The sequence below is a fragment of the Hansschlegelia sp. genome (genome assembly GCF_035538955.1).
Taxonomy (GTDB): Bacteria; Pseudomonadota; Alphaproteobacteria; order Rhizobiales; family Methylopilaceae; genus Methylopila.
The window spans coordinates 199,236-218,211 of the sequence record NZ_DATLJK010000009.1; the positions used below are offsets into that span (position 1 = coordinate 199,236).

Here is an 18,976-nt window from a genome sequence, read left to right on the forward strand (position 1 = left end):
GACGCCGGCTTTGGGGCGCATGGCGGGCGGGGTCGCGCTCGGTCGTCTCCGCACGACTGTCGAGGGGACGTAATGAGACTTCCATCCGAGCGCGCCCCCCGTTCAGGGCGTCACGGCGGCCCTGGCCGCATCGTTCGGCGCGTCTGCGCCGTGCTCGCGGCCGGCCTGATCCTCCTCACGCCCGCTCAGGCGCAGACCCGACCGACCGATGGCGGCGACGGTCCCAACCACGGCGAGGGCGGCGGCAGGGGCCATCACGGCGGCGGCTCCAGCGTTCCGGCGGCTATCGTGGTTCCGCTGATTGCGCTCGGGATCGTGCTGATCGCCCGCGCCGTGCGCGGCGAGGATGAAGCGCCGCGTCCGACCGCCCAGCCAGGCCCGCGTCCCTTGGCGCCGGCGGTCCAGGTTCGCCCGGGGGCTGCTCCGGCGACGCCTCGTCCGCAAAAATCCGAGACGAGCCGATCGAGCAAGACGAAGTCTTCCGGCGGGGGTCCGCAGGGCCGCCCGGCGACCCGCGCCGCCGCCGGCAAGGCGGATGATCCCGCGCTCATCGTGCCGGGGGAGGTGCTGTTCGAGACGCGCCCTGAGGTGTCGGAGGCCGAAGTCGCCAGCTTGGCGCAGCGGTTCCGGCTCGAGAAGATCTCTTCGGAGACGTTCGGCCTCACCGGAACCACCGTCCATCGCTATCGCATCCGCGGCGGCCGGCCTGTCTCTGACGTGCTGTCCGCGCTCGCGGCCGATCCGAGGATCCGGTCGGCGCAGCCCAACCACGTCTATTCGCTCAGCCAGGACGCCTCTGCGCTGGCGGCGACCCAGTATGCCGCGACCAAGATGCGGCTCGCCGAGGCGCACGCCGTCGCAACCGGCGCGGGCGTTTCGATCGCGATCATCGACTCCGGCGTCGATCCGGCTCACCCGGCAATCCGGGACGCCATCGGCGAGACGTTCGACCCGGTCGGGCCGCCCTTCGCGCCGCATCCTCACGGCACCGCGGTCGCCGGCCTGGCGGCGGCGCGCGGAGACCTGACGAGCCCCGCTCCGGCGGCGCGGGTGCTCGCGATCCGCGCCTTCGCGGGCGACGGACGGGCGCGCAAGAGCGGCGCGGAAGGCACCACGATGCACATCCTGCGCGGCCTCGATTGGGCGGCGCAGCGCGCGGCGAAGATCGTGAACATGAGCTTCGCGGGGCCGCGCGACGACAAGATCGCCGAATTCCTCGCGGCCGGCGCGAAACGCGGCGTGATCTACGTGGCGGCCGCAGGCAACGCCGGCCCCGCATCGCCGCCGCTTTATCCGGCCGCCGATCCGAACGTGATCGCCGTCACGGCGACCGACGCGGACGACAGGCTGCTCAAGGTCGCAAATCGCGGGCGGCATCTGAGCGTGGCGGCGCCCGGCGTCGACGTCGTCGTGGCCTCGCCGGGAGGCGGCTATGGCTACATGTCCGGCACCTCGATGGCGGCCGCGGAGGTCAGCGGCGCGATCGCGCTCATGGTCGAGGCGAAGCCGGACCTTACGCCTCAGGAGGCGCGCGCCGCGCTGACGCGCACTGCGGTGGATCTCGGCGCTCCGGGCGCCGACCCGGAGTTCGGGGCGGGGCGGGCGGACGCGCGGGCCGCCGTCGACGCAGTCTCCCCGCCGCCGGTCAGCTCCACGACGCCGCCCTCGGCCGTGATCCCCGCCGCGGCTGCCCCCGCGGGTGAGAGCGCGCGTCCGTGAGCTCAGAGGCGGCGGAGAAATCGGCCGTCCGCTTTGAACCTCCCGGGGCGCCGTTGCGACAGACGAGCAGGTCGTCGCGAGGCGCGCCATGATCGAGATCTCCGACGAGAGCCTGATCCAGCGCATCGCAGCCGGCGACCGGGCCGCGATGCGGATTCTCCACGGGCGCCACGCTACGCGCACATTGAGGTTCCTCATCCGGCTCGTCCGTGACGAATCGCAAGCGGAGGATCTGATGAGCGACGTCTATTTCGACGTCTGGCGACAGGCGTCGCGCTTCGAAGGCCGGTCGAGCGTGTCGACCTGGATCCTGTCGATCGCGCGCTTCAAGGCGCTGTCGGCGTTGCGCCGGCGCGCGCCCCGGCCGCTCGAGCCGGAGATCGCGGAGGCGGTCGAGGACGACGCCGATACGCCCGAGGTCGTGGCCCAGAAGGCCAGCAAGGCGGACGCGATGCGCCGCTGCCTCGGCCGGCTGTCGCTGGAGCATCGGGAGGTGATCGACCTCGTCTACTATCACGAGCGCAGCGTCGAGGAGGCGAGCGAGATCCTCCAGATTCCCGCCGCCACCGTGAAGACGCGGATGTTCTATGCGCGCAAGAAGCTAGCCGAGCTGCTCGCCGCCGCCGGCGTCGACAGGGGGTGGCCATGAGCGCCCCGCCGAACGGCGCCGAGCCGAGCGCCGCCGACCTGCTGGCGCCCTGGAAAGCCGTCGACAAGCTCGACGCCAAAGACGCCGCGCTGTTCGAGCGGCTGATGGCGGAGGACGCCGAGATCGCTCATCGGCTCGCCGCGGCGGTCGAGGAGCGGCAGGCGACGGTTGATCTCAACGAGGCGCTTCCGGCTGCGTCGGCCGGAGCGCGGGACGCGCTGTTCGCCCGCATCGAGGCCTACGAGGCGAGCCGGACGCGCAGGTCCGGCGCGGGGCTTGGCCGCTGGCTCGCCGACCGGCTGACGGGACTTTCGCCCGGCGCGCTGGCGTGGTCCGCCACGGCGGCGGCCTTGGTGATCGCGCTGCAGGCGGGGCTGCTGACGCAGGCCTATCTCGGCGCCGGCGACGCGCGTTACGAAACGGCTTCCGACGGCCGGGAGGCGGCGGCGGGACAGACGCTGCTCGTCGGCTTCCAGCCTTCGGCGACCGCTCGCGACATCGCCGCGCTGCTCGCCGAAACCGGCGCGGAGATCGTCGGCGGCCCGAAGCCCGGCGGCGTGTTCGTGCTCCGGATCGCGGAGCGGCCGATGCCCAAGCCCGACCTCGACGCGGCGGTGAAGCGGTTGCAGGAGCGCGCCGCGGTGGTGCGCTTCGTCGCGCCGCGCGGCGGCCCGCACTAACGCGATGCGCGGCCGGATGGCGCGTCCGGCCGCGCGCCTGTCTCGGCGCCCGGCTCCAAGCCGCTCAAAAACGCCTTCAGGGCCTGCGTGACGTAACGCTGCCGGTGCATCAGCGCGAGGAAACGGCGGCGGGGCAGGGGAAACTTGACCGCGACCAGCGAGCCCGCCCGGAGCGCCGCCTCAGCCACCAGGCGCGACATCACCGTCGCCCCGGCGCCCGCCTCGACGGCCGCCCGCACGGCCTCGTTGGAGGGCAGCTCCATGGCGACGTCGAGATCGGCCAGGGAGAGCCCGCCGCTTTCGACGGCGCGCTCCAGGATCGACCGCGTGCCGGACCCCGACTCGCGCAGCGTCCAGCGGCTGTCCGCGAGGTCCCGGGCCGCGACCGGCCGCCCGTCCGCCCAGGGATGGTCGGGCGCGACGACCAGCACCAGCTCGTCCTCCGCGACCGGAGTGACGTTCAGCGCCGGGTCGTCGGTTTCGCCTTCGACGATCCCGAGATCGGCGGTGCCTTCCCGCACCAGCGTCGCGACCGACTCGGTGTTGCCGATCGCGAGCTCGACGGCGACGCCCGGAAACCGTTCCTGATAGCGGTGGATCAGCGGCGGCAGCCAGTAGCTCGCGACCGTCTGGCTGGCGCCGAGCGCAAGCCGGCCCTTCTTCAGGCCGGCGAGGTCCGCCAGCACGGTCTCGGCCGCCGCCGCGCGGGCCAGCACGGCGCGCGCCTCGTCGAGAAACAGCCGGCCGGCTTCCGTCAGAACGATCCGACGCCCGACCCGGTCGAACAGCTTGGTCGCGTAGCGCGCCTCGAGCGTCGCGACCGCCGCGCTGGTGGCGGACTGCGTGAGGTGCAGGTCGCCTGCGGCGCGGGTGACATGCTCGCGCTCGGCGACGGCCACGAAGATCCGGAGCTGTTCGAGGGTCATGGGCCTTCGGTCATGCGGCGAGCTTCACGAGAACGAGGCTGAAGCTCGCGATGAATAGGAAGGAGGCGAGGCCGAGAAGCAAGGGCCGCAGGCCCATCGCCTTCAGCTTTCGCAGATCCGCCGAAAGCCCCATCGCGGCGAGCGCCGCCGACAGCAGGAAGGCGGTCGCGGTGGCGATCACGGCCTTGGCCTCCGCCGGGATCGCGACGACGCTGTTCAGGGCGACCAGCGCGACGAAGCCGAGCACGAACCACGGCGTCGGCGCGCGCCCTGCGCCATCGCCGCGGCGGGCGGCGAAAAAGCCCATGGCGAGCACGGTCGGCGCCAGCAGGATGACGCGCGAGAGCTTGGCGACGGTTCCGAACTGGCCGGATTCCTGGCCGTTCTGGAACGCGGCGGCCACGACCTGCGCGATCTCGTGGATCGAGGCGCCCGACCACAGGCCGTAGGCGTGGGCGTCGAGATGGAGCAGCCCCGGCAGCCAGGGATAGAGGAACATGGCGACGGAGCCGAACACCGTGACGCAGGCGACCGCATAAGCGACGTCCTCATCCGAGCCGCGCGTGACGGTGTTCGCCGCGATCACCGCCGAGGCCCCGCAGATCGAGGTGCCGGCCGCGATCAGCTGCGCGAGCCTCGGCTCGACGCCGAGCGCGCGGCCGAGGCCGATCGTGAACATGAAGGTGGCGGCGAGCGTCGCCGCTATCACTGCGACCCCGCTCAGCCCGACCTCGGCGACTTGTCCGAAGGTCAGCTGGAGGCCAAGAAGCATGATCGCCAGGCGCAGGAGCCGGCGCAGCGAGAACGCCACGCCAGGGTGGGCCCGTTCCGACACCCCGAAGGTGTTGCGCACGGCCATGCCGATCACGATGGCCAGGATCATCGGGCTGAGCAGGGTCACACCTGTCGTCCAGCGCGCCGCATAGGCGAGCCCGGCGACGCCAAAGGTCAGGGCAAGCCCGGGCAGCAGGCGGCCGCCCGCTTGAGCCACGAGGGTCCAACCCGTGTTGGGCTGCTGCAGGTCGTCAGCGTGAAAGTTCAACGTCATCGTCATTTCTCCTCGGCGCGAGAAATGACGCATTGCGGTAGTTCGTAAAAACGAATTGTTTTCCTAGAAACGTTCGGCTCTACCGAACTATCTCGAGGCGCTGGCCAGGCGTCGCGGAGTTAGGCGCGCCCACTGCTGAGACGGGGCCGATCGCTCCGGCGGCCGGGGCGTTTTACCGCGCGAGCGAGACAAGGCGGCGCTCCCGCCGAGACGAGGGGACGCCCAGACCTCGCACAGCGAGCCGGAAGCAATCGAAAACCGAGAAAGGGAAAGTGGAGGCTTCTGTTGCCAGGCGCCTCCGGGCCCCGCCCGACAGCTGCTAAACCGTCAGGACTTTAGATTTGGTCTTTCAAACCGCTCACGCGGCCTGAGCAACCGGAGCATAGTTGTCGTTGGCAACTATAGAAAGGCCCGATAACGGCGGTACCATGCCGGGCAAAAGCCCGCCCTTTACGCCCCCGTCGATCCTATTTCGCCCCCGCCGAAATCCGCGAAGCTTGCGCGGACTTTGGTGGAGGCGCCGGGTACTGCCCCCGGGTCCGAAGGGTTTATTGCGGCGAACGTTTATCACCATAGCCGGATGCCTCCGGCAGGATTGAATATAGGGGACGCGGCGGCCCCGCGAAAGGGGTGATCGCCCGCCCGGCCGCGATGTCGCGCGTCAGTACCGGCGGAACGAGGGCTTGATCTCGACGATGTCGGCGAATTTGACCGTTTCGACCAGCGAACCGCCGGCGTCGCAGATTTCGATCCGGTCGCCGTCGAGCGGGCGACCCTCTTCGATCTGATCGGCAAGGATGTCGCGGGCGCCCACGATGGCCGCCGCAACCGCCTCGGCGAGGCCGTCGAACTCGGCGCCTTCCACGTCTTCGGTGAAACCGTCTCGGTCACGGATGTGCAGAAAATATCGCGGCATTTGATCGGCGGCGCTCGGGAGAGGCTTGCTGTCCCGCCTGCAACGGAGACGGGACGGCAACCGTTCCACGCCGGGCGCCCGAGACCGCGGTTTGCAGAGGACGTAAGGTCCCGCACGCGGGCCCGGCGCGTCACACCGCGAGGGCGAGCCCGCCGGGGGAGGGTCGCCGGCCGTCGGACGACCTCGGCGTCTCATCGCGCCGCCCGAGCGCGCCGATGACGCGCGCCAGGAACCGGCGGCACCGCGCGTTCGCTGGGTTCGCCAGCTTGTCGGGAAACCTGGAGTCGTAAGCCTCGAGCGACTTCAGGAGCGCCTCGAGCCGGAACGCCAGCATCGCCCGTTCATGCGGCGGCGAACGGAGCAGTTCCTGTGAGAGCTCATCCGCGAATGTGAGAGCGTGTGAGCCGATCTCGTCGTCCTGCGCCAGCGCGCAGGACAGAAAGCGGGCCTGCGCCCTGCTTTCGATGCCGTCGATGTTCATCGCAGCCTTGCCTCGCCATGCCCGTTCTGGATCGACTTACGGCGATTCCCGACGAGCAGACCACCGTGGCCACGACGGCTTGATGACGGCTTCGTCAGGCGCGGCGCTCAGGCGTCGCGGGCGGCGAACTGAGCCTCGTGAAGGCTGCGATAAAGCCCGGCCCGCGCGATCAGATCCTGATGCCTGCCCTGTTCGACGCGCCCGGCGGAATCGACCACGACGATGCGGTCAGCGTCGCGGATGGTGGCGAGCCGGTGGGCGATGACCAGCGTGGTCCGGCCGCGGGCAAGCTCGCTGAGCGCCTGCTGGATGAGCCGCTCGGTCTCGGTGTCGAGCGCTGAGGTCGCCTCGTCGAGGATCAGGATCGGCGGGTTCTTCAGGAACATCCGGGCGATCGCGACGCGCTGCTTCTGCCCGCCGGAAAGTTTTACCCCGCGCTCGCCGATAACGGTGTCGAGGCCGTCCGGGAGGTCCGCCAACAGGGTCTCGAGCCGCGCGCGCCGGGCGGCCTCCATGATCTCGGCGTCGGACGCGCCGAGCCGGCCATAGGCGATGTTCTCGCGGATGGTCCCGCCGAACAGGAAGACGTCCTGCTGGACGACGCCGATCTGCCGGCGCAGCGAGGCGAGCGTCATGTCGCGAATGTCGACGCCGTCGATCGTGACGCGGCCGGAACTCACCTCGTAGAACCGCGGCAGCAGCGAGCACAGCGTGGTCTTGCCCGCGCCCGACGGACCGACGAACGCCACCGTCTCGCCGGCCCCGATCGCGAGATCCAGGTCGCGCAGGACCTCGCGTCCGCCCGCATAGGCGAAGCTCACCGCCTCGTAGCTGATGTCGCCGCGCAGCGCCTGGACCTCCACCGCGCCGGGCCGGTCGACGATGTCCGGCGCCGTCTCCAGGAATTCCTGATAGCGGCGGAAGCCCGCGACGCCCTTGGGATAGGTCTCGATCACGGCGTTGATCTTCTCGATCGGCCGGAAGAACACCGTCACCAGCAGCAGGAAGCCGACGAAGCCGCCCTGGCTGAGGCCGCCGGTGATCACGAAATAGCTGCCCGCGACCATCACCACGAGCTGGGTGAGCCGCATGCTGAGATAGCTGAGCGAGGTGCTCGCCGCCATGATGCGGTAGGCGTGCAGCTTGGTCGCCCGGTAGCGGACATTGTCCTCGGCGAACAGGCGGCGCTCATGGTCTTCGTTGGCGAAGGCCTGCACCACCCGGATGCCGCCGACATTCTCCTCGATGCGGGCGTTGAAGGCGCCGACGCGGCCGTAGAGTTCGTGCCAGTTGCGCGTCATCCGGCCGCCATAGCGGCTCGTCACCCAGGCGGTGAGCGGCAGTGCCGCGGCGGTGATCAGCGCGAGCTTCACGTCGACCGAGAACATCAGCACGAACGCCCCGACCACCGTCATCACCGCGATGAACAGGTCTTCCGGCCCGTGATGCGCGACCTCTCCGATCTCCTCCAGGTCCTTGGTCAGCCGGCCGATCAGGTGGCCGGTCTTCTGGTCGTCGAAATAGCCGAAGGAGAGTTTCTGGAGATGGTCGAACGCCTTGCGGCGCATCTCGGTCTCGATGTTGATGCCGAGCATGTGGCCCCAATAGGTGACCACCGCCATCAGAGCGGTGTTCAGCAGGTAGATCGCCAGCAGGCCAAGCACCGCCAGCACCACGAGGCCCCAGTGCTGGCTCGGCAGCAGGTCGTCCACGAACATCTTGACCGCGAGCGGGAAGCCGAGCTCGAGCAGGCCCGACACGACCGCGCAGGAGAAGTCGAGGATGAAAAGCCGCTTGTGGGGTTTGTAGTAGGCGAAGAAACGCCGCAGCGTCGGCTGCGCTTCGGACGGTCGCTGCGTATCCATGGCCGAGGCGATAACGGCCTCCGAGCCGCGCGTCCACCATGCTTGCGCGCCGCTCAGGGGGGAGCCGTCAGGCCGCTGGCGCTTTCATGGCCGCGCGCTCGATGAGGAATCAGGTCCGAGAGCGCCCCCTCAGGCCGCGGAATCAAGCGCTTCGGAGGGCCAAGGACAGCGCGCGCCGTGGCATTGTGTATGCCCAATGCGGCGAATTGTGCTGTCTTTCGAAACGCAGTAGGGAGGGAAAATTCTCGTGTGCATCCGGAAGAGAACATGGCTCGCAACATTCTAGTTCTTGGGGCGTCTTACGGCTCGTTGCTGGCGACGAAGCTGTTGATGGCGGGCCACAACGCTACGCTGGTGTGCCGGCAGAAGACTGCTGATCTGATCAATCGCGAAGGCACCGAGGTCCGCATCAAGCTGCGCGACGAGCCGGAGCACCGGGCGATCTTCTCGCGCGATCTGCCCGGAAAGCTCGACGCCACGCCGCCCCAGGACGTCGACGTCTCGAAATACGATCTCGTCGTGCTGGCCATGCAGGAGCCGCAATACGCCAACCACACGATCCGCGTGCTGATGATCAAGATCGCGGAGGCGGGGCTGCCGTGCCTCTCGCTCATGAACATGCCGCCTCTGCCGTATCTGAAGCGGATCCCGGCGCTCGAAGGCATCGACCTCGAGGAGGCCTACACCAACGCCTCGGTGTGGGAGCGGTTCGAGCCCGGCCTGATGTCGCTCTGCTCGCCCGACCCGCAGGCGTTCCGTCCGCCGGAAGAGGGCGCCAACGTGCTTCACGTCGGCCTGCCGACCAACTTCAAGGCCGCGATCTTCGCTGACGAGGCCCACAACGCGCTGCTTCGCGAACTGGAGGCCGACATCGACGCGGTCAGGCTCGACGGCCAGGACGTGCCGGTGAAGCTGAAGGTGTTCGATTCGCTGTTCGTGCCGCTTGCCAAATGGTCGATGCTGCTGACCGGCAACTACCGCTGCATCACGGCCGGCGAGCCGCAGTCGATCCGCGACGCGGTGCATGGCGATCTGGAGCTCTCACGGTCGATCTATGAGCATGTCGACGCGATCGCGCGCCGGCTTGGAGCCGACCCCAGCGATCAGGTGCCGTTCGACAAATACGCCAAGGCGGCCGAGAGCCTCCTCAAGCCGTCGTCGGCCGCCCGCGCGGTGGCGAGCGGCGCGCCCTTCATCGAGCGGGTCGACCTGCTGGTGAAGCTGATCTCGCATCAGCTCGGCATGCCCAACGCCGAGATCGACCGCACGGTCCAGACGGTGGACGCCAAGTTGGGCGAAAGCATCGTTCCGGGCTGACGAGCGAGACCGGGAGGCGCGCCGGCTGCGGCGCGCCGATTCCGGCGGCGGGGGAGGGTAGCTCGTCGCGGGGCCGGTTGGGCGCGTCGATGATATCGGGACGGCTCATGTGAGGAGCCCCGAGCCGAAACCGCGAACGCCGGAAATCGACTGTGCCGACTTTCGTGCGTCCGCTGTAAGCGGCCCGTTCCGCCTTGTCCGGCATGTCCGGCAGGGGCAAAGCCAACATCTTGTTCGGGATGATGGCTGGGGCGGGAGGATTCTAATTGAAATGAAAATTGGGTGCTCAATCTCTAGAGAATGAACGTTCTCCTGGCTTTCTGCTACCTTTTTTGCTACCATTGAATGCTACCGATTGCATCCAGTGGAGCTTCCTCTTGCCTCGCAACGCCCGCACTGCCCAGCCTGTCCAGCGAGACAACGGGATCTTCTATCTACGCGTCACGATCCCGCGGGACGTGCGCTCGCTCTACCTTTCGGCGAGCGGTAGGCAGCGCGAACAGATTTGGGTGAGCCTCCAGACGAACGCCCCGGAGCTCGCGAAAAAGCGGGCCAATCTGGAGAGGGTGAAGTTCGATCGGGAGTTCGCCGCCAAGCGATGGGAGCTCCGTCCGCGCGTCGGCTTGACGCAGGATGACCTACACGAGGCTGCATTGGGAACTTACCGGCGGCTCGATGCTGCCGACGAGGATCTTAGGCTCAATCCTCCTTCGGAAGCCGATCTGGACGCCGTTTGGCGCGTTCTTCAGCGTGAGCATCCCGACGACGAGCTTACGGCTTGGCGCATCTTCCAGGGTGTCCGGGAGGCGCTGGCCGACCCTGCTGCGGCTCGCCGGCAGCGGAGCGCCGCGATCAAGGCCGAAGCGGGCCGCTTCGGCGACACGACCGTTAAGGAGGACGTCGCCGACTTCGTGAGAGAGCGCCATTTGGACGCCTCGCCGGGCGACGCAGCTTGGCGGAAGATCGCGAACGCCATTCAGCGGGGCGAGCAAGAGGCCAACAAGCGGGCCGAGGAGCGCGACGAGGGCGACTTCTCCGGCGAGGCTCGCGACCCCCTGGTGAGCGCCCCGGCCACGCCGCGAGCAAAGCCCGGCGAAGGCATCATGGATCGGTTCGAGGCTTACGCTCGCGAGAACCCGCGCGGCATTACCGCCGACACACTCAACATGAACCGGATGGCCGTCGCGCTTTTCGTCTCGACACTGCCGCCCAGGTCGACGGTGAAGGCCATCACGCGGGGCGCGTGCGCGGAGTGGAAGCGGCTGCTGATGCTCTACCCGGTGAAGGCGGCCGAGACGAAGGTTTTCCGCGGTAAGTCCATGCGCGAGATCGTCGAGCTCAATGAGACGGTCGGCAAGCCGACGATCACGCCTAGGACGGTGAACCGCTATCTCGCGAGCCTAGGGGCGTTCTGCGACTGGCTGTTGGCGCACGATGACATTCAGGCGTCGCCGCTGTCGCGTATGCAGCTCACGATCAAGAAGGGAACGGGCAAGCCGTTCCCGCTGGACGCGCTGCCGAAGATCTTCGCCTCGCCGCTGTTCACGGGCGCGGAGAGCGAAGCGAAGATGCGAAGGGCCGGCAACCACATGATTCGGGATCATCGGTTCTGGATCCCCCTCGTGATGCTCTACAGCGGCGCGCGGCCGGGCGAGCTCGCGCAACTCCTCGTCGAGGACGTGCGCGAGGCGCATGGTCGGTGGATCATGCACATCACGACCGAAAACGACGAGGACAAGACGCTTAAGACCGAAAGCTCGCCGCGCGTGGTCCCGATCCATCCTGAGCTCGAACGGCTGGGCTTCCTCGCCTATGTGGACTCTCTGAGGGCCAAGGGCGAGCGCCGCGTGTTCCCCCAGGCCAAGCGCAACGATCGCCAATGGGTGCCGGACCTCTCTCGCGAGTTCTCGCGGCTGCTGAGCGACATCGGCGTGAAGACGGACGCCGGGCCGTCGTCGAAGCTGTCGCTCTACTCCTTCAGGCACACGGTGTCAGACGCGCTGCGTCGGGCGGGCTTTGACGACGCGGAATTCGCGCCGCTCTACGGCCACGGCAAGGCGACGACAACGGGACGCTACGGCAACGAGAAGCCGCGGACGATCGAACAGCGCGCCAGGATGATCGACGCCATCGCCTTTGAGGGACTCGACGTGTCGGCTCTTTATCCCTGCAGCCTGACGACGCCTTCGCGGATGTAGACGGTCTTGATCCCGTGCTTGTCGGCGAACGCGTCGGTCTGCCGCCACGCCTCCTTGAACGGCAGCGGTTCGGGTTGAATGCTCCGTTACCGCTGTCACGATAATCTCACTCCACTACGTCATTGATGGTCGTGTCGAAGCGCGCGCCAGGGCCAAAGGAACCGGCACATTTGAATTTCACGCCCAGGAAGGCAGACACTTCGTCGATCAAATGAACATCTTCATCTTTGATGCCATTCTCGCGACTATAGAAGATGTTCAGCCTTGGGCCCTCCTTCGCATCGGTAGGCCAATACCTTATAGAGTCCTTCTTAATTTCACCTCCTCTAACAGCAATGCTTTCATTAAGTTCTTTGTATTTTCCAGGGACCACAACAAAACCTTTGGACTTCAATAAATTAGTATATGCGACAAATACTTGATTTATGTCAGTGTTGTTCTCGAAGATGCACTCACTATTCTTAACTCGCTCTATAAATTTATATTCAATCTTAGGTGGAGATGATGTGCTCACAGGAAGCGAGGCTCCTTCGCCCTCTTTACGAGATTTCATGTATTGGCTCAGTTTCTCGCTAGAGGGAATTAGGCCTGTATCAATCAAAAACCTCAGATTAGCTGCCGCTTTGTCAGGGTCTCCTGTCTTTATGACCTCAAGAATCCGAGTCGCCTCAGCCTTCGATCTTTCAAGATCAGCTTGCGCTGAAGCGTTAATCCAACTGACCCAGGCGTTGCTTCCTAAGCCCAGGCCTGCAGAGAGCGACACGGAGATCAGTGTGACTATGATTGGGCTGGACCATTTGGAAGGCGTCTGGCTCATGCGCGTTCGGGTCCGAGATCGGCCTTGAGCTTCTCCGCCATATCCTCGATGCGGCCCGTGATGCCGGCGTCGTGGTAACCGTTGCCAGCCATGGCTCCGGACTTCTGGAGCCGAGCGTCCCAGGGCCGCGCTACATTGGCCTTGTAGAAGTCGCGAACCTTTGGGTTCCTGGTGTCCAGGGTCACGCCGATGTCGCGCGCGGCGATGGCGATGACAAGACCGTTGACCATCGCCTCAAGGTCGTCGATCCGGCCGCGGAGGTTCTCGTCGTCGGACTGCTGCATGTTCACTTCTCCTGATTCGGGTGTGGAGAACATACAACGGACCAGCTCCATTCGCGCGCCGCGCGGCCTGCTATCCACAAGCCAACGGCCCGCCGGTAGGGCGGGCCGCTTCTAGGGTCGCTCTGGGGGTCGTCAGGCGAGGCGACGAAGGTCCGCCGATGAGCGGTCGAGCTCAGACATGAGGGTGTCCAGATCGGCCTGGGGCAAATCCGCGAACTCGACTTCCTCGGTGCTCCTCCGGTCCTCCGGCTCCTCCGACGCCGCATACTCGTCGAGCTCGTCCAGGCGACCGCGGACGCGCGCGAGGTTCCCGTCCAGGATGGCGTCCGTCATTTCCAGCACAGTAGCGAGAGCGGTCTCATGGTCGAAGTCGCCGGCGGCGAGAGCTCCGAGCGCCCCGTTGAGGTAGTCCGCGAGGCGAGCGCGGTCGGCGGTGCTGAGGGTGCTCACGCGGCCGCCCTCTTCTTCGACGGAGCCTCAAGCCACTTCCGGTAGCGCGCGCAGAGGAACTTTTCCTCTAGAGTGAGCGGGCTGTCCGCGCCGGTGTCGCCGCCGCGGATGATCTTCAAAATGCCGGGGTGTGTGCGATAGCTGGTGCGGTTGCCGACCATGTGGATGACCATCCAACGTGACAGGTTGGGCCACGGATCAACGTCGGCACGAGAAGCAGCCTCGGCGATGATCCTGCTGTTGATCGTCTGGACGACTTGAGCGGCCTCATAATCGTAGCAGCCGGATTGATGGTCCGGCCCGAGCAGAAGTTCGGTCAACACGCGAGGAAGCGTGACTTCCTCGAAGGGCTCTCCCTCCTCGGCGCAATCAGCATTGTAGGCGTCGATCTGCTCGTTGATAACATCGAGAGTCAGCAGAGGTTCGGCGTTCAGTTCACTCGTCGATTTGATGCGCGGAGCGCTCATAAGTTAATCTTTCTGGCTGATCGCAGCGTTGGCGCGCTGCGATTGGTGGAAGTCTGGTAGGCTTCAGGGCGACGCCGGCCGAAAGGTCGGCGTCGTTCGTTCTGGCTAGTCGTTCCCGACTTCGCCCTTGACGGACGTCGCCTCGAAGTCGCGGCGCGTCCGTTTCGTCAGCCCACGCTTGATTGCGTCGAGCTTCACGGCCTCGCGAAGGGCGGTCGCTTTCGCCGCCGGGTCCGTGAGGTCCGCATCCTTCAGCCGCTCGATCGCGGCGTTGATCTCCTGCCACTTGAAGGCGTTGACTACGGCCGCGATCAGGCTCGCCGCCTCGGCCATATTTTCGACGGCACGCTCGGCGTCCCGCCAGTCGGTCGCCGGAACCATCGGCATCCCGATCTCGGCGAGCAGTTCTTCGGCCCTAGCCCAAGCGGGGCCTGGGGCATCGAACAAGCCACGCTCGCCGAGGTCGATCACCTCGTCCGACATCGTGAAGTCAGTGAAGTTGCCGACGATGTAGCCGGTCGCGGCGTCGGGCATTGTCGCCCTTGTTTGTTTCAGCCGAGCGCGGCGCTCGCGCGCCCGCTCGGTCGACGATTTAGCCATCCCGTTTTCTCTGTCGTTGCATCTGATGCAACGTATATGAGATGCAACGCTTGGCGCGCAAGAGGGGCCTGTCGATTTTCTTTCAGGCTCTCAGGGACTCACCAGCGCCCGCTTGATCCGCGCCGGCAGCCGGGAGCCCAGAGGCCCCGAAAGCCCGCCCACGGTCGCCCCTGAGTCACGCAGCGGCCATCGCGGCGTCCTGCCTGCGCATGTGCTCGATCGTGGCGCGGGTGACGTCGGGAAGGATCGACTCCGGCCACACGCCGCCAACGTCGCCGAGCGCCCGCATAATCGCGTTGCGATCGACGCCGCCCGTAACAATGCACGGCTCAAGGCCGGCCGCGACCACGGCTGTAATGAGTTCGGCGCGGGGCTCCACGCCGGCAGCGGAGAGAGCGCGCGCAGCGCCCTGCCAACTCGGGCGAGAGAGGGCCTCCACGAGCCGGTCAAAGGCGACGTCATCAATGAAAAGGTCAGGCACTGCGGTAGTTCCCCGATGAGTGATGAGGTCTTTTGAGTCCATCCAATGCCTGCGTCAACTGGTAAACTTAAGTATAAGTAAGTAGTTACTTAGTTTTCGTGGGAATGTTGTTCATGCCGCGCTTGCGACGCGGGGGCGGCCGCGGGTTTTCGATCATGGTGGCCCTATAGCGATCCGAGAGCGGCGGTGCGCGGACGGAGCGCCCGACACGAAGAAAAAATGTCGCCGGAAGGGCCTTGCGCCGCGAGCCGGGGATTACCACACGTGCGCAGGCATAGGGGCGTGCGCATTATGCGTGTGCGCGTCTAAGGCATAACTACTACGTAGTTATAAGTTATATACCTAGAAGTAGACTCCTCCGGAGGGGGAGGCGACGGACGGACACGCTCAGCTCCGACACTCCTCCGGCTCGCTTCGCTCGCAAGGTAGACCCTCGCTTCGCTCGGGGGCGCGGCCTGCGGCCGCGCCAGGGCCTTAACCCTCGCCGGAGAGACCCAGGTCTAGGCCTGTTCCGGCGTGGAAGCCCCGGCCTCAACTTCTACTCAAAGCACGCTCCGGCTCGCCCCGGCGGCTCCGCCGCCGAAGCTGAAAACCTCAAGAGGAGAGGTCCGGTGTGTATCTGCACGTTCTGGAGCCCTTCAGGAGTCCGTCAGCGGCCGTTTCCTCTCGCCGCTACCCATGGCGCCCCCGACCTCGAAATCGCCGCCAGTGGACTCCCTAGCGCGTCCCAGCGGGGTTCTATCGGCGACGGGCGGCCGCATCGAGGAGACCGCCGGGCCGAAGCTGCTTTTGCATCTCCGCCACGGCCACGCCCCGCATGCTCGCCTCGACCTCCTTCGCCATGCGCTTCGCGAGGTCGTCGTTCTGCTCCGGCGTGCCGGCGCTCCCGGTCACGGTGATCTCGTTCGCGATGGCGATCGTCTGGTTCGGCGTGCCGCCGAGCGCCGCGCCAGCGCTCGGGAGTGCAGGGGCCGCGAGCGGAGGCAAGACACCGGGGAGGAGGCCGACGACGCCGCCCCGGGCGTAGCCTCGTCGGCCAAGCCGCATGCCCTCCACAGCCGCCACGCCGCCGGCGCGGGCGACGTCATCCTGAGACCAAACGACCTCGCCCTTGTGGACGACGCCGGCCGGCTCGTGAACGCCGCCGGGGCCGGTGTAGCCGCCGTCCGCGAAGCCGAGAAGCGAGGCGATGCCGCCGAAAATCCCGCCGCCGGCATTGCCGACGCCGCCGAAGGCACGGGTCCAAAGCTGGTCCAGAACCATATCGAGAAGTTTGTCGGCGATTTTCGACAGGGCGTTGCGGAACGCCTCGCCGGCGCTCGCGCCCTGAAGGAGATCGGTCGCGAGTCCTTTGAAGGCGTCGCGGCTCGTGGCGTAGAGCTCTTGCGCCGCTCGCTCGTGCTCGGCGGCCTTCTCCTTGGCCTTGTCGACGCCGCGTTGGGCCTGGATCTTCCGCTGCGCCGCCGCGACCTCGGCGTCGGCGAGGGCCTCGATCGCAGCCTTCCTTTCCGGCGTCGCCTCGATCTCGGCGTCCGCGAGCTTTCGGAGCTCCTCGTGCACGATGCGGGCGTGCTCGGCCTTAGCGTCGAACTGTTCGAGAGACGCCGCGAGCGTGCCGTTCGCCTCGGCCTGCCGCTGAAGGGCGGCGGTCTCGGCGTCCAGGTCTTCGACGCGGCGCTGGCCGTCGCGGGCAAGGTTTCGGTCGAAGTCGGCCGCGGTGTCCCGCTGCTTCGACTGATAGGTCGCGCCGCCGGCGAAGGCGTCCGCTTCGTCATTGCGGCGGTTGCGGTTGATGCCGCCATTGTCGCCGGCGAGGCCGCGGATGGCCTTCTCGATGTCGGCCGTGGTGCCGCCGGAGCGGATCACGGCGGCGATGCGCTCGGGAAGATTTCCGTAGTTGTATGAGATGCTTGTAAGCGCGGCCTGCTGCTGTTCGCTAAGCTGCGCCCAGCGGTCCGCGCCGATCTTCTCGACGATGCCAGCCTGGAACTCGCCGATCCGGCGCTTCAGGTCGCGCACGGCGTCGGCCATGGTGACGACCGTCTCCTTCGCGACGCTGGAGACCTTGCCGTCCGCGCCCGTGGTCGTGTCGCTGCCGTAGCCGACGCGGAAGTGGTTCTTGTCCCAGTAGGCGGAGGACCGGAACGCCTCGAACTTCGCGATCATGTTGAAGGCGTTGCCGGCCGCGCTGGCGCTGAAGGATTTTTCGGCGGCCTTCGCGCCATCCTGGGCGGCGATGATCTGCCGGGCGATGTCCCGGAAGCTCTCGCGCACGGCGTCGGTGATCTTGCCGCCGGCGTTCTCATAGGCCGCGACGAGATCGGAGGTCTGTTTGTCGATCCGCTTCTCATCTTCCGGCTTGGACGCCTCGGCGAGCGCCGCCGGGCCGAACTTGGACGGGTCGGGAACGCCGGCCGCGGCGGCGAGGCCCTGATCGAGGGCGGACGGGCCGCGCTGCTTGTCCAGCGCGCCGGCGAGCGCCTGGTCCTGGGCCGCGCGGGTCTTCAGCGCCGCGGTGTATTCCGCAGCGGCTTCCTGGGCTTTGGCGAAGGCGTCAGTGGCCTTGGGGAAGCGCTCGGCCAGCTTGTCCAGGCCGTCACGGTAGGCGGCGAGGTCGACCTTGCCGGACGTGAACGCGTCGGTGAGCTTGCGATATTCGTCGAGCGCCGGGTTGAGGACCTTGCCGCGGCCGACCTGGGCCGTCTGCGGAAGCGCGAGGTTGCGGAGCTGGCGATACTTCGACGTGATGAGCGCCGAGGTGTCGGCGATCTTGACCTTGATCTCCGCGCCCGTGAGCTTGGCGAGCTCGTCGGCGACGCGCTTGATTTGATCGGCCGTCGAGTCCGCCGAGACGCCGAGCGCCTTCATGTTGTCGCTGGCGCGCAGGGCGGCCTCGGCCGCGCCGTCGCCCCTCGTCGCGAAGTAGAGGGCCGCAGCCGCCGCAGCGCCGAGGATCGCGCCAATCGGGCCGGCCGCCGCGCCAAGGCTCGCAAAGGCTGAGGCGAAGCCGGCGGCGGTCGCGGCGCCGCGGAGCGCCGTGAGGGCCGCGATCGTGGTGCGGATCGCGACGCCGGCGTTGCCAAGCGCCACGATCATGCCGGCGATGGAGCGGCCGACGAGCGCCGCCGCGATCACGCCAGCGACCTTCAGCGCCATGTCGGCGGTAGCGTCGAAGTTATCCGCGAGCGCGTTCAAGCCGGCCTTCAGGCGCGCGGTGGCGTCCAGGGACTCGTCGGACTGGCCGACGTAGCGGGTCAGGGCGTTCGTGACGCGGGTCGCCGAGCCCTCCAGGGTCGGGAGCGCCGAGGCCGCCATCTTCTCGACGACGGGCAAGCCCTTGAGGAAGCCGTCGAAGAAGTCCTTGTTCGAGATCGCGCCGGCCGCGACGAGCGCCTTCAGCTTCGACACGCTGCCGCCGGCGGCGTCGATGCCGGCCGCGACCGCCTGGAGGATCGGGCGCGCGCCCTCGTTGACGCTGTTGAACTCCTCGGCCTGGACGCGGGAGGAGCCGAGAAGCTGGCCAAGCTGCGTCAGAGCGCCGGAGGCGGCGCTCGACGAGGTGCCCGCGGCCTTGAGCGCGGTCGCGACGCCGGAGGAGAAGCGGATCAAATCCTTCGACGACGCGCCGAGCTCGCCGGACGCCTGGGCGGCCTTGCCGTAGAGGTCGGTAAGGGCCGAGATCGGCGCGCTGTTCGCCTGGGCGGCGTCAAACAGGCTGTCGAGCACGCGCTGGAGGCTTTCGCCCTCCAGGCCGGCGACGCGCAGGCTGTTCTTCGCCTTCGTCCAGTCGTCGGCGAGCTTCGCGCCTTCGGAGGCGAGCGCCGCCGCGGAGAAGCCGCCCAGGGCGACGCCGAGGGTGATCGGCTTCAGGCCGACGCCGATGCGCGCGAGGTTCTGGTTCGCCTTCTGCGCCAGCGTGGCCGTCTCGGACTCGATGCGGCGGCGGGCGTTCGAGGTGCGGCCCTCGATCTGCGACCATGAGCGGTTGAGCTTGTCGTTCGCGCGGTTGAGCCCCTTCTCCAGGGCGGCGGTGCGGGCCTCCAGGGAGGCGACGAGGATGCGCGGCGTGTCGGCCATG

General features: G+C 67.4%; 17 protein-coding genes and 1 other RNA gene. 5 read left to right on the forward strand and 13 right to left on the reverse strand.

Going from position 1 to position 18,976, the window contains the following annotated elements:
* Positions 1–72: 72 nt before the first annotated feature.
* The 3 genes from VM780_RS05440 (at position 73) to VM780_RS05450 (ending at position 3,048) form a co-directional block, all read left to right on the forward strand.
* Positions 73–1,719, forward strand: a complete 1,647-nt coding sequence (locus VM780_RS05440; RefSeq protein ID WP_325445913.1) for a S8 family peptidase — start codon at positions 73–75, stop codon at positions 1,717–1,719.
* An 88-nt stretch (positions 1,720–1,807) separates the two neighbouring features.
* Positions 1,808–2,368: a sigma-70 family RNA polymerase sigma factor gene (locus VM780_RS05445; RefSeq protein ID WP_325445915.1), complete on the forward strand. Its 561-nt coding sequence runs from the start codon at positions 1,808–1,810 to the stop codon at positions 2,366–2,368.
* Complete coding sequence (locus VM780_RS05450; protein ID WP_325445917.1) at positions 2,365–3,048, forward strand: hypothetical protein; 684 nt, start codon at positions 2,365–2,367, stop codon at positions 3,046–3,048. The genes VM780_RS05445 and VM780_RS05450 overlap by 4 nt, the downstream gene beginning before the upstream one ends.
* Here VM780_RS05450 and VM780_RS05455 read toward each other — a convergent pair.
* From VM780_RS05455 to VM780_RS05480, 6 genes are all read right to left on the reverse strand, one after another.
* A complete protein-coding gene (locus VM780_RS05455; RefSeq protein ID WP_325445919.1) occupies positions 3,045–3,974 on the reverse strand; it encodes a LysR family transcriptional regulator in 930 nt (309 codons plus the stop codon). The genes VM780_RS05450 and VM780_RS05455 overlap by 4 nt on opposite strands.
* A gap of 10 nt (positions 3,975–3,984) precedes the next feature.
* On the reverse strand, positions 3,985–5,022 hold the full coding sequence (locus VM780_RS05460; RefSeq protein ID WP_325445920.1) for a YeiH family protein: 1,038 nt from the start codon (positions 5,020–5,022) through the stop codon (positions 3,985–3,987).
* Between the two features lie 271 nt (positions 5,023–5,293).
* Positions 5,294–5,653, reverse strand: a transfer-messenger RNA (tmRNA) gene (ssrA, locus tag VM780_RS05465).
* Between the two features lie 30 nt (positions 5,654–5,683).
* Positions 5,684–5,938, reverse strand: coding sequence for a DUF6894 family protein (locus tag VM780_RS05470; RefSeq protein WP_325445922.1), 255 nt, complete (start codon positions 5,936–5,938; stop codon positions 5,684–5,686).
* A gap of 130 nt (positions 5,939–6,068) precedes the next feature.
* Entirely contained in the window at positions 6,069–6,419 is a 351-nt protein-coding gene (locus VM780_RS05475) for a hypothetical protein (protein ID WP_325445924.1), read from the reverse strand.
* Positions 6,420–6,526: 107 nt separating this feature from the next.
* Entirely contained in the window at positions 6,527–8,284 is a 1,758-nt protein-coding gene (locus VM780_RS05480; protein WP_325445926.1) for an ABC transporter ATP-binding protein, read from the reverse strand.
* 267 nt (positions 8,285–8,551) lie between these two features.
* On the opposite strand from VM780_RS05480, the gene VM780_RS05485 reads away from it, so the two are divergent.
* The gene (locus tag VM780_RS05485; RefSeq protein WP_325445928.1) at positions 8,552–9,601 is read left to right on the forward strand and encodes a hypothetical protein; all 1,050 of its coding nucleotides are present in this window, start codon (positions 8,552–8,554) and stop codon (positions 9,599–9,601) included.
* A 377-nt stretch (positions 9,602–9,978) separates the two neighbouring features.
* The gene (locus VM780_RS05490) at positions 9,979–11,799 is read left to right on the forward strand and encodes a site-specific integrase (RefSeq protein ID WP_325445930.1); all 1,821 of its coding nucleotides are present in this window, start codon (positions 9,979–9,981) and stop codon (positions 11,797–11,799) included.
* Between the two features lie 106 nt (positions 11,800–11,905).
* Here the strand turns inward: VM780_RS05490 and VM780_RS05495 are convergent, their stop codons facing one another.
* The 7 genes from VM780_RS05495 to VM780_RS05525 form a co-directional block, all read right to left on the reverse strand.
* On the reverse strand, positions 11,906–12,616 hold the full coding sequence (locus tag VM780_RS05495; RefSeq protein WP_325445932.1) for a hypothetical protein: 711 nt from the start codon (positions 12,614–12,616) through the stop codon (positions 11,906–11,908).
* Positions 12,613–12,900: a hypothetical protein gene (locus VM780_RS05500; RefSeq protein WP_325445934.1), complete on the reverse strand. Its 288-nt coding sequence runs from the start codon at positions 12,898–12,900 to the stop codon at positions 12,613–12,615. Before VM780_RS05500 ends, VM780_RS05495 begins: the two co-directional genes overlap by 4 nt.
* A 132-nt stretch (positions 12,901–13,032) precedes the next feature.
* Positions 13,033–13,350: a hypothetical protein gene (locus VM780_RS05505; protein WP_325445936.1), complete on the reverse strand. Its 318-nt coding sequence runs from the start codon at positions 13,348–13,350 to the stop codon at positions 13,033–13,035.
* Positions 13,347–13,817 carry a hypothetical protein gene (locus VM780_RS05510; protein WP_325445938.1) on the reverse strand — a complete coding sequence of 157 codons (471 nt, stop codon included), beginning with the start codon at positions 13,815–13,817 and terminating at the stop codon, positions 13,347–13,349. The genes VM780_RS05505 and VM780_RS05510 overlap by 4 nt, the downstream gene beginning before the upstream one ends.
* Before the next feature lie 105 nt (positions 13,818–13,922).
* Complete coding sequence (locus tag VM780_RS05515; protein WP_325445940.1) at positions 13,923–14,351, reverse strand: hypothetical protein; 429 nt, start codon at positions 14,349–14,351, stop codon at positions 13,923–13,925.
* A gap of 241 nt (positions 14,352–14,592) precedes the next feature.
* Complete coding sequence (locus VM780_RS05520) at positions 14,593–14,898, reverse strand: hypothetical protein (RefSeq protein ID WP_325445942.1); 306 nt, start codon at positions 14,896–14,898, stop codon at positions 14,593–14,595.
* A 738-nt stretch (positions 14,899–15,636) separates the two neighbouring features.
* Positions 15,637–18,975, reverse strand: coding sequence for a tape measure protein (locus VM780_RS05525; RefSeq protein ID WP_325445944.1), 3,339 nt, complete (start codon positions 18,973–18,975; stop codon positions 15,637–15,639).
* Between the last annotated feature and the right edge of the window lies 1 nt (position 18,976).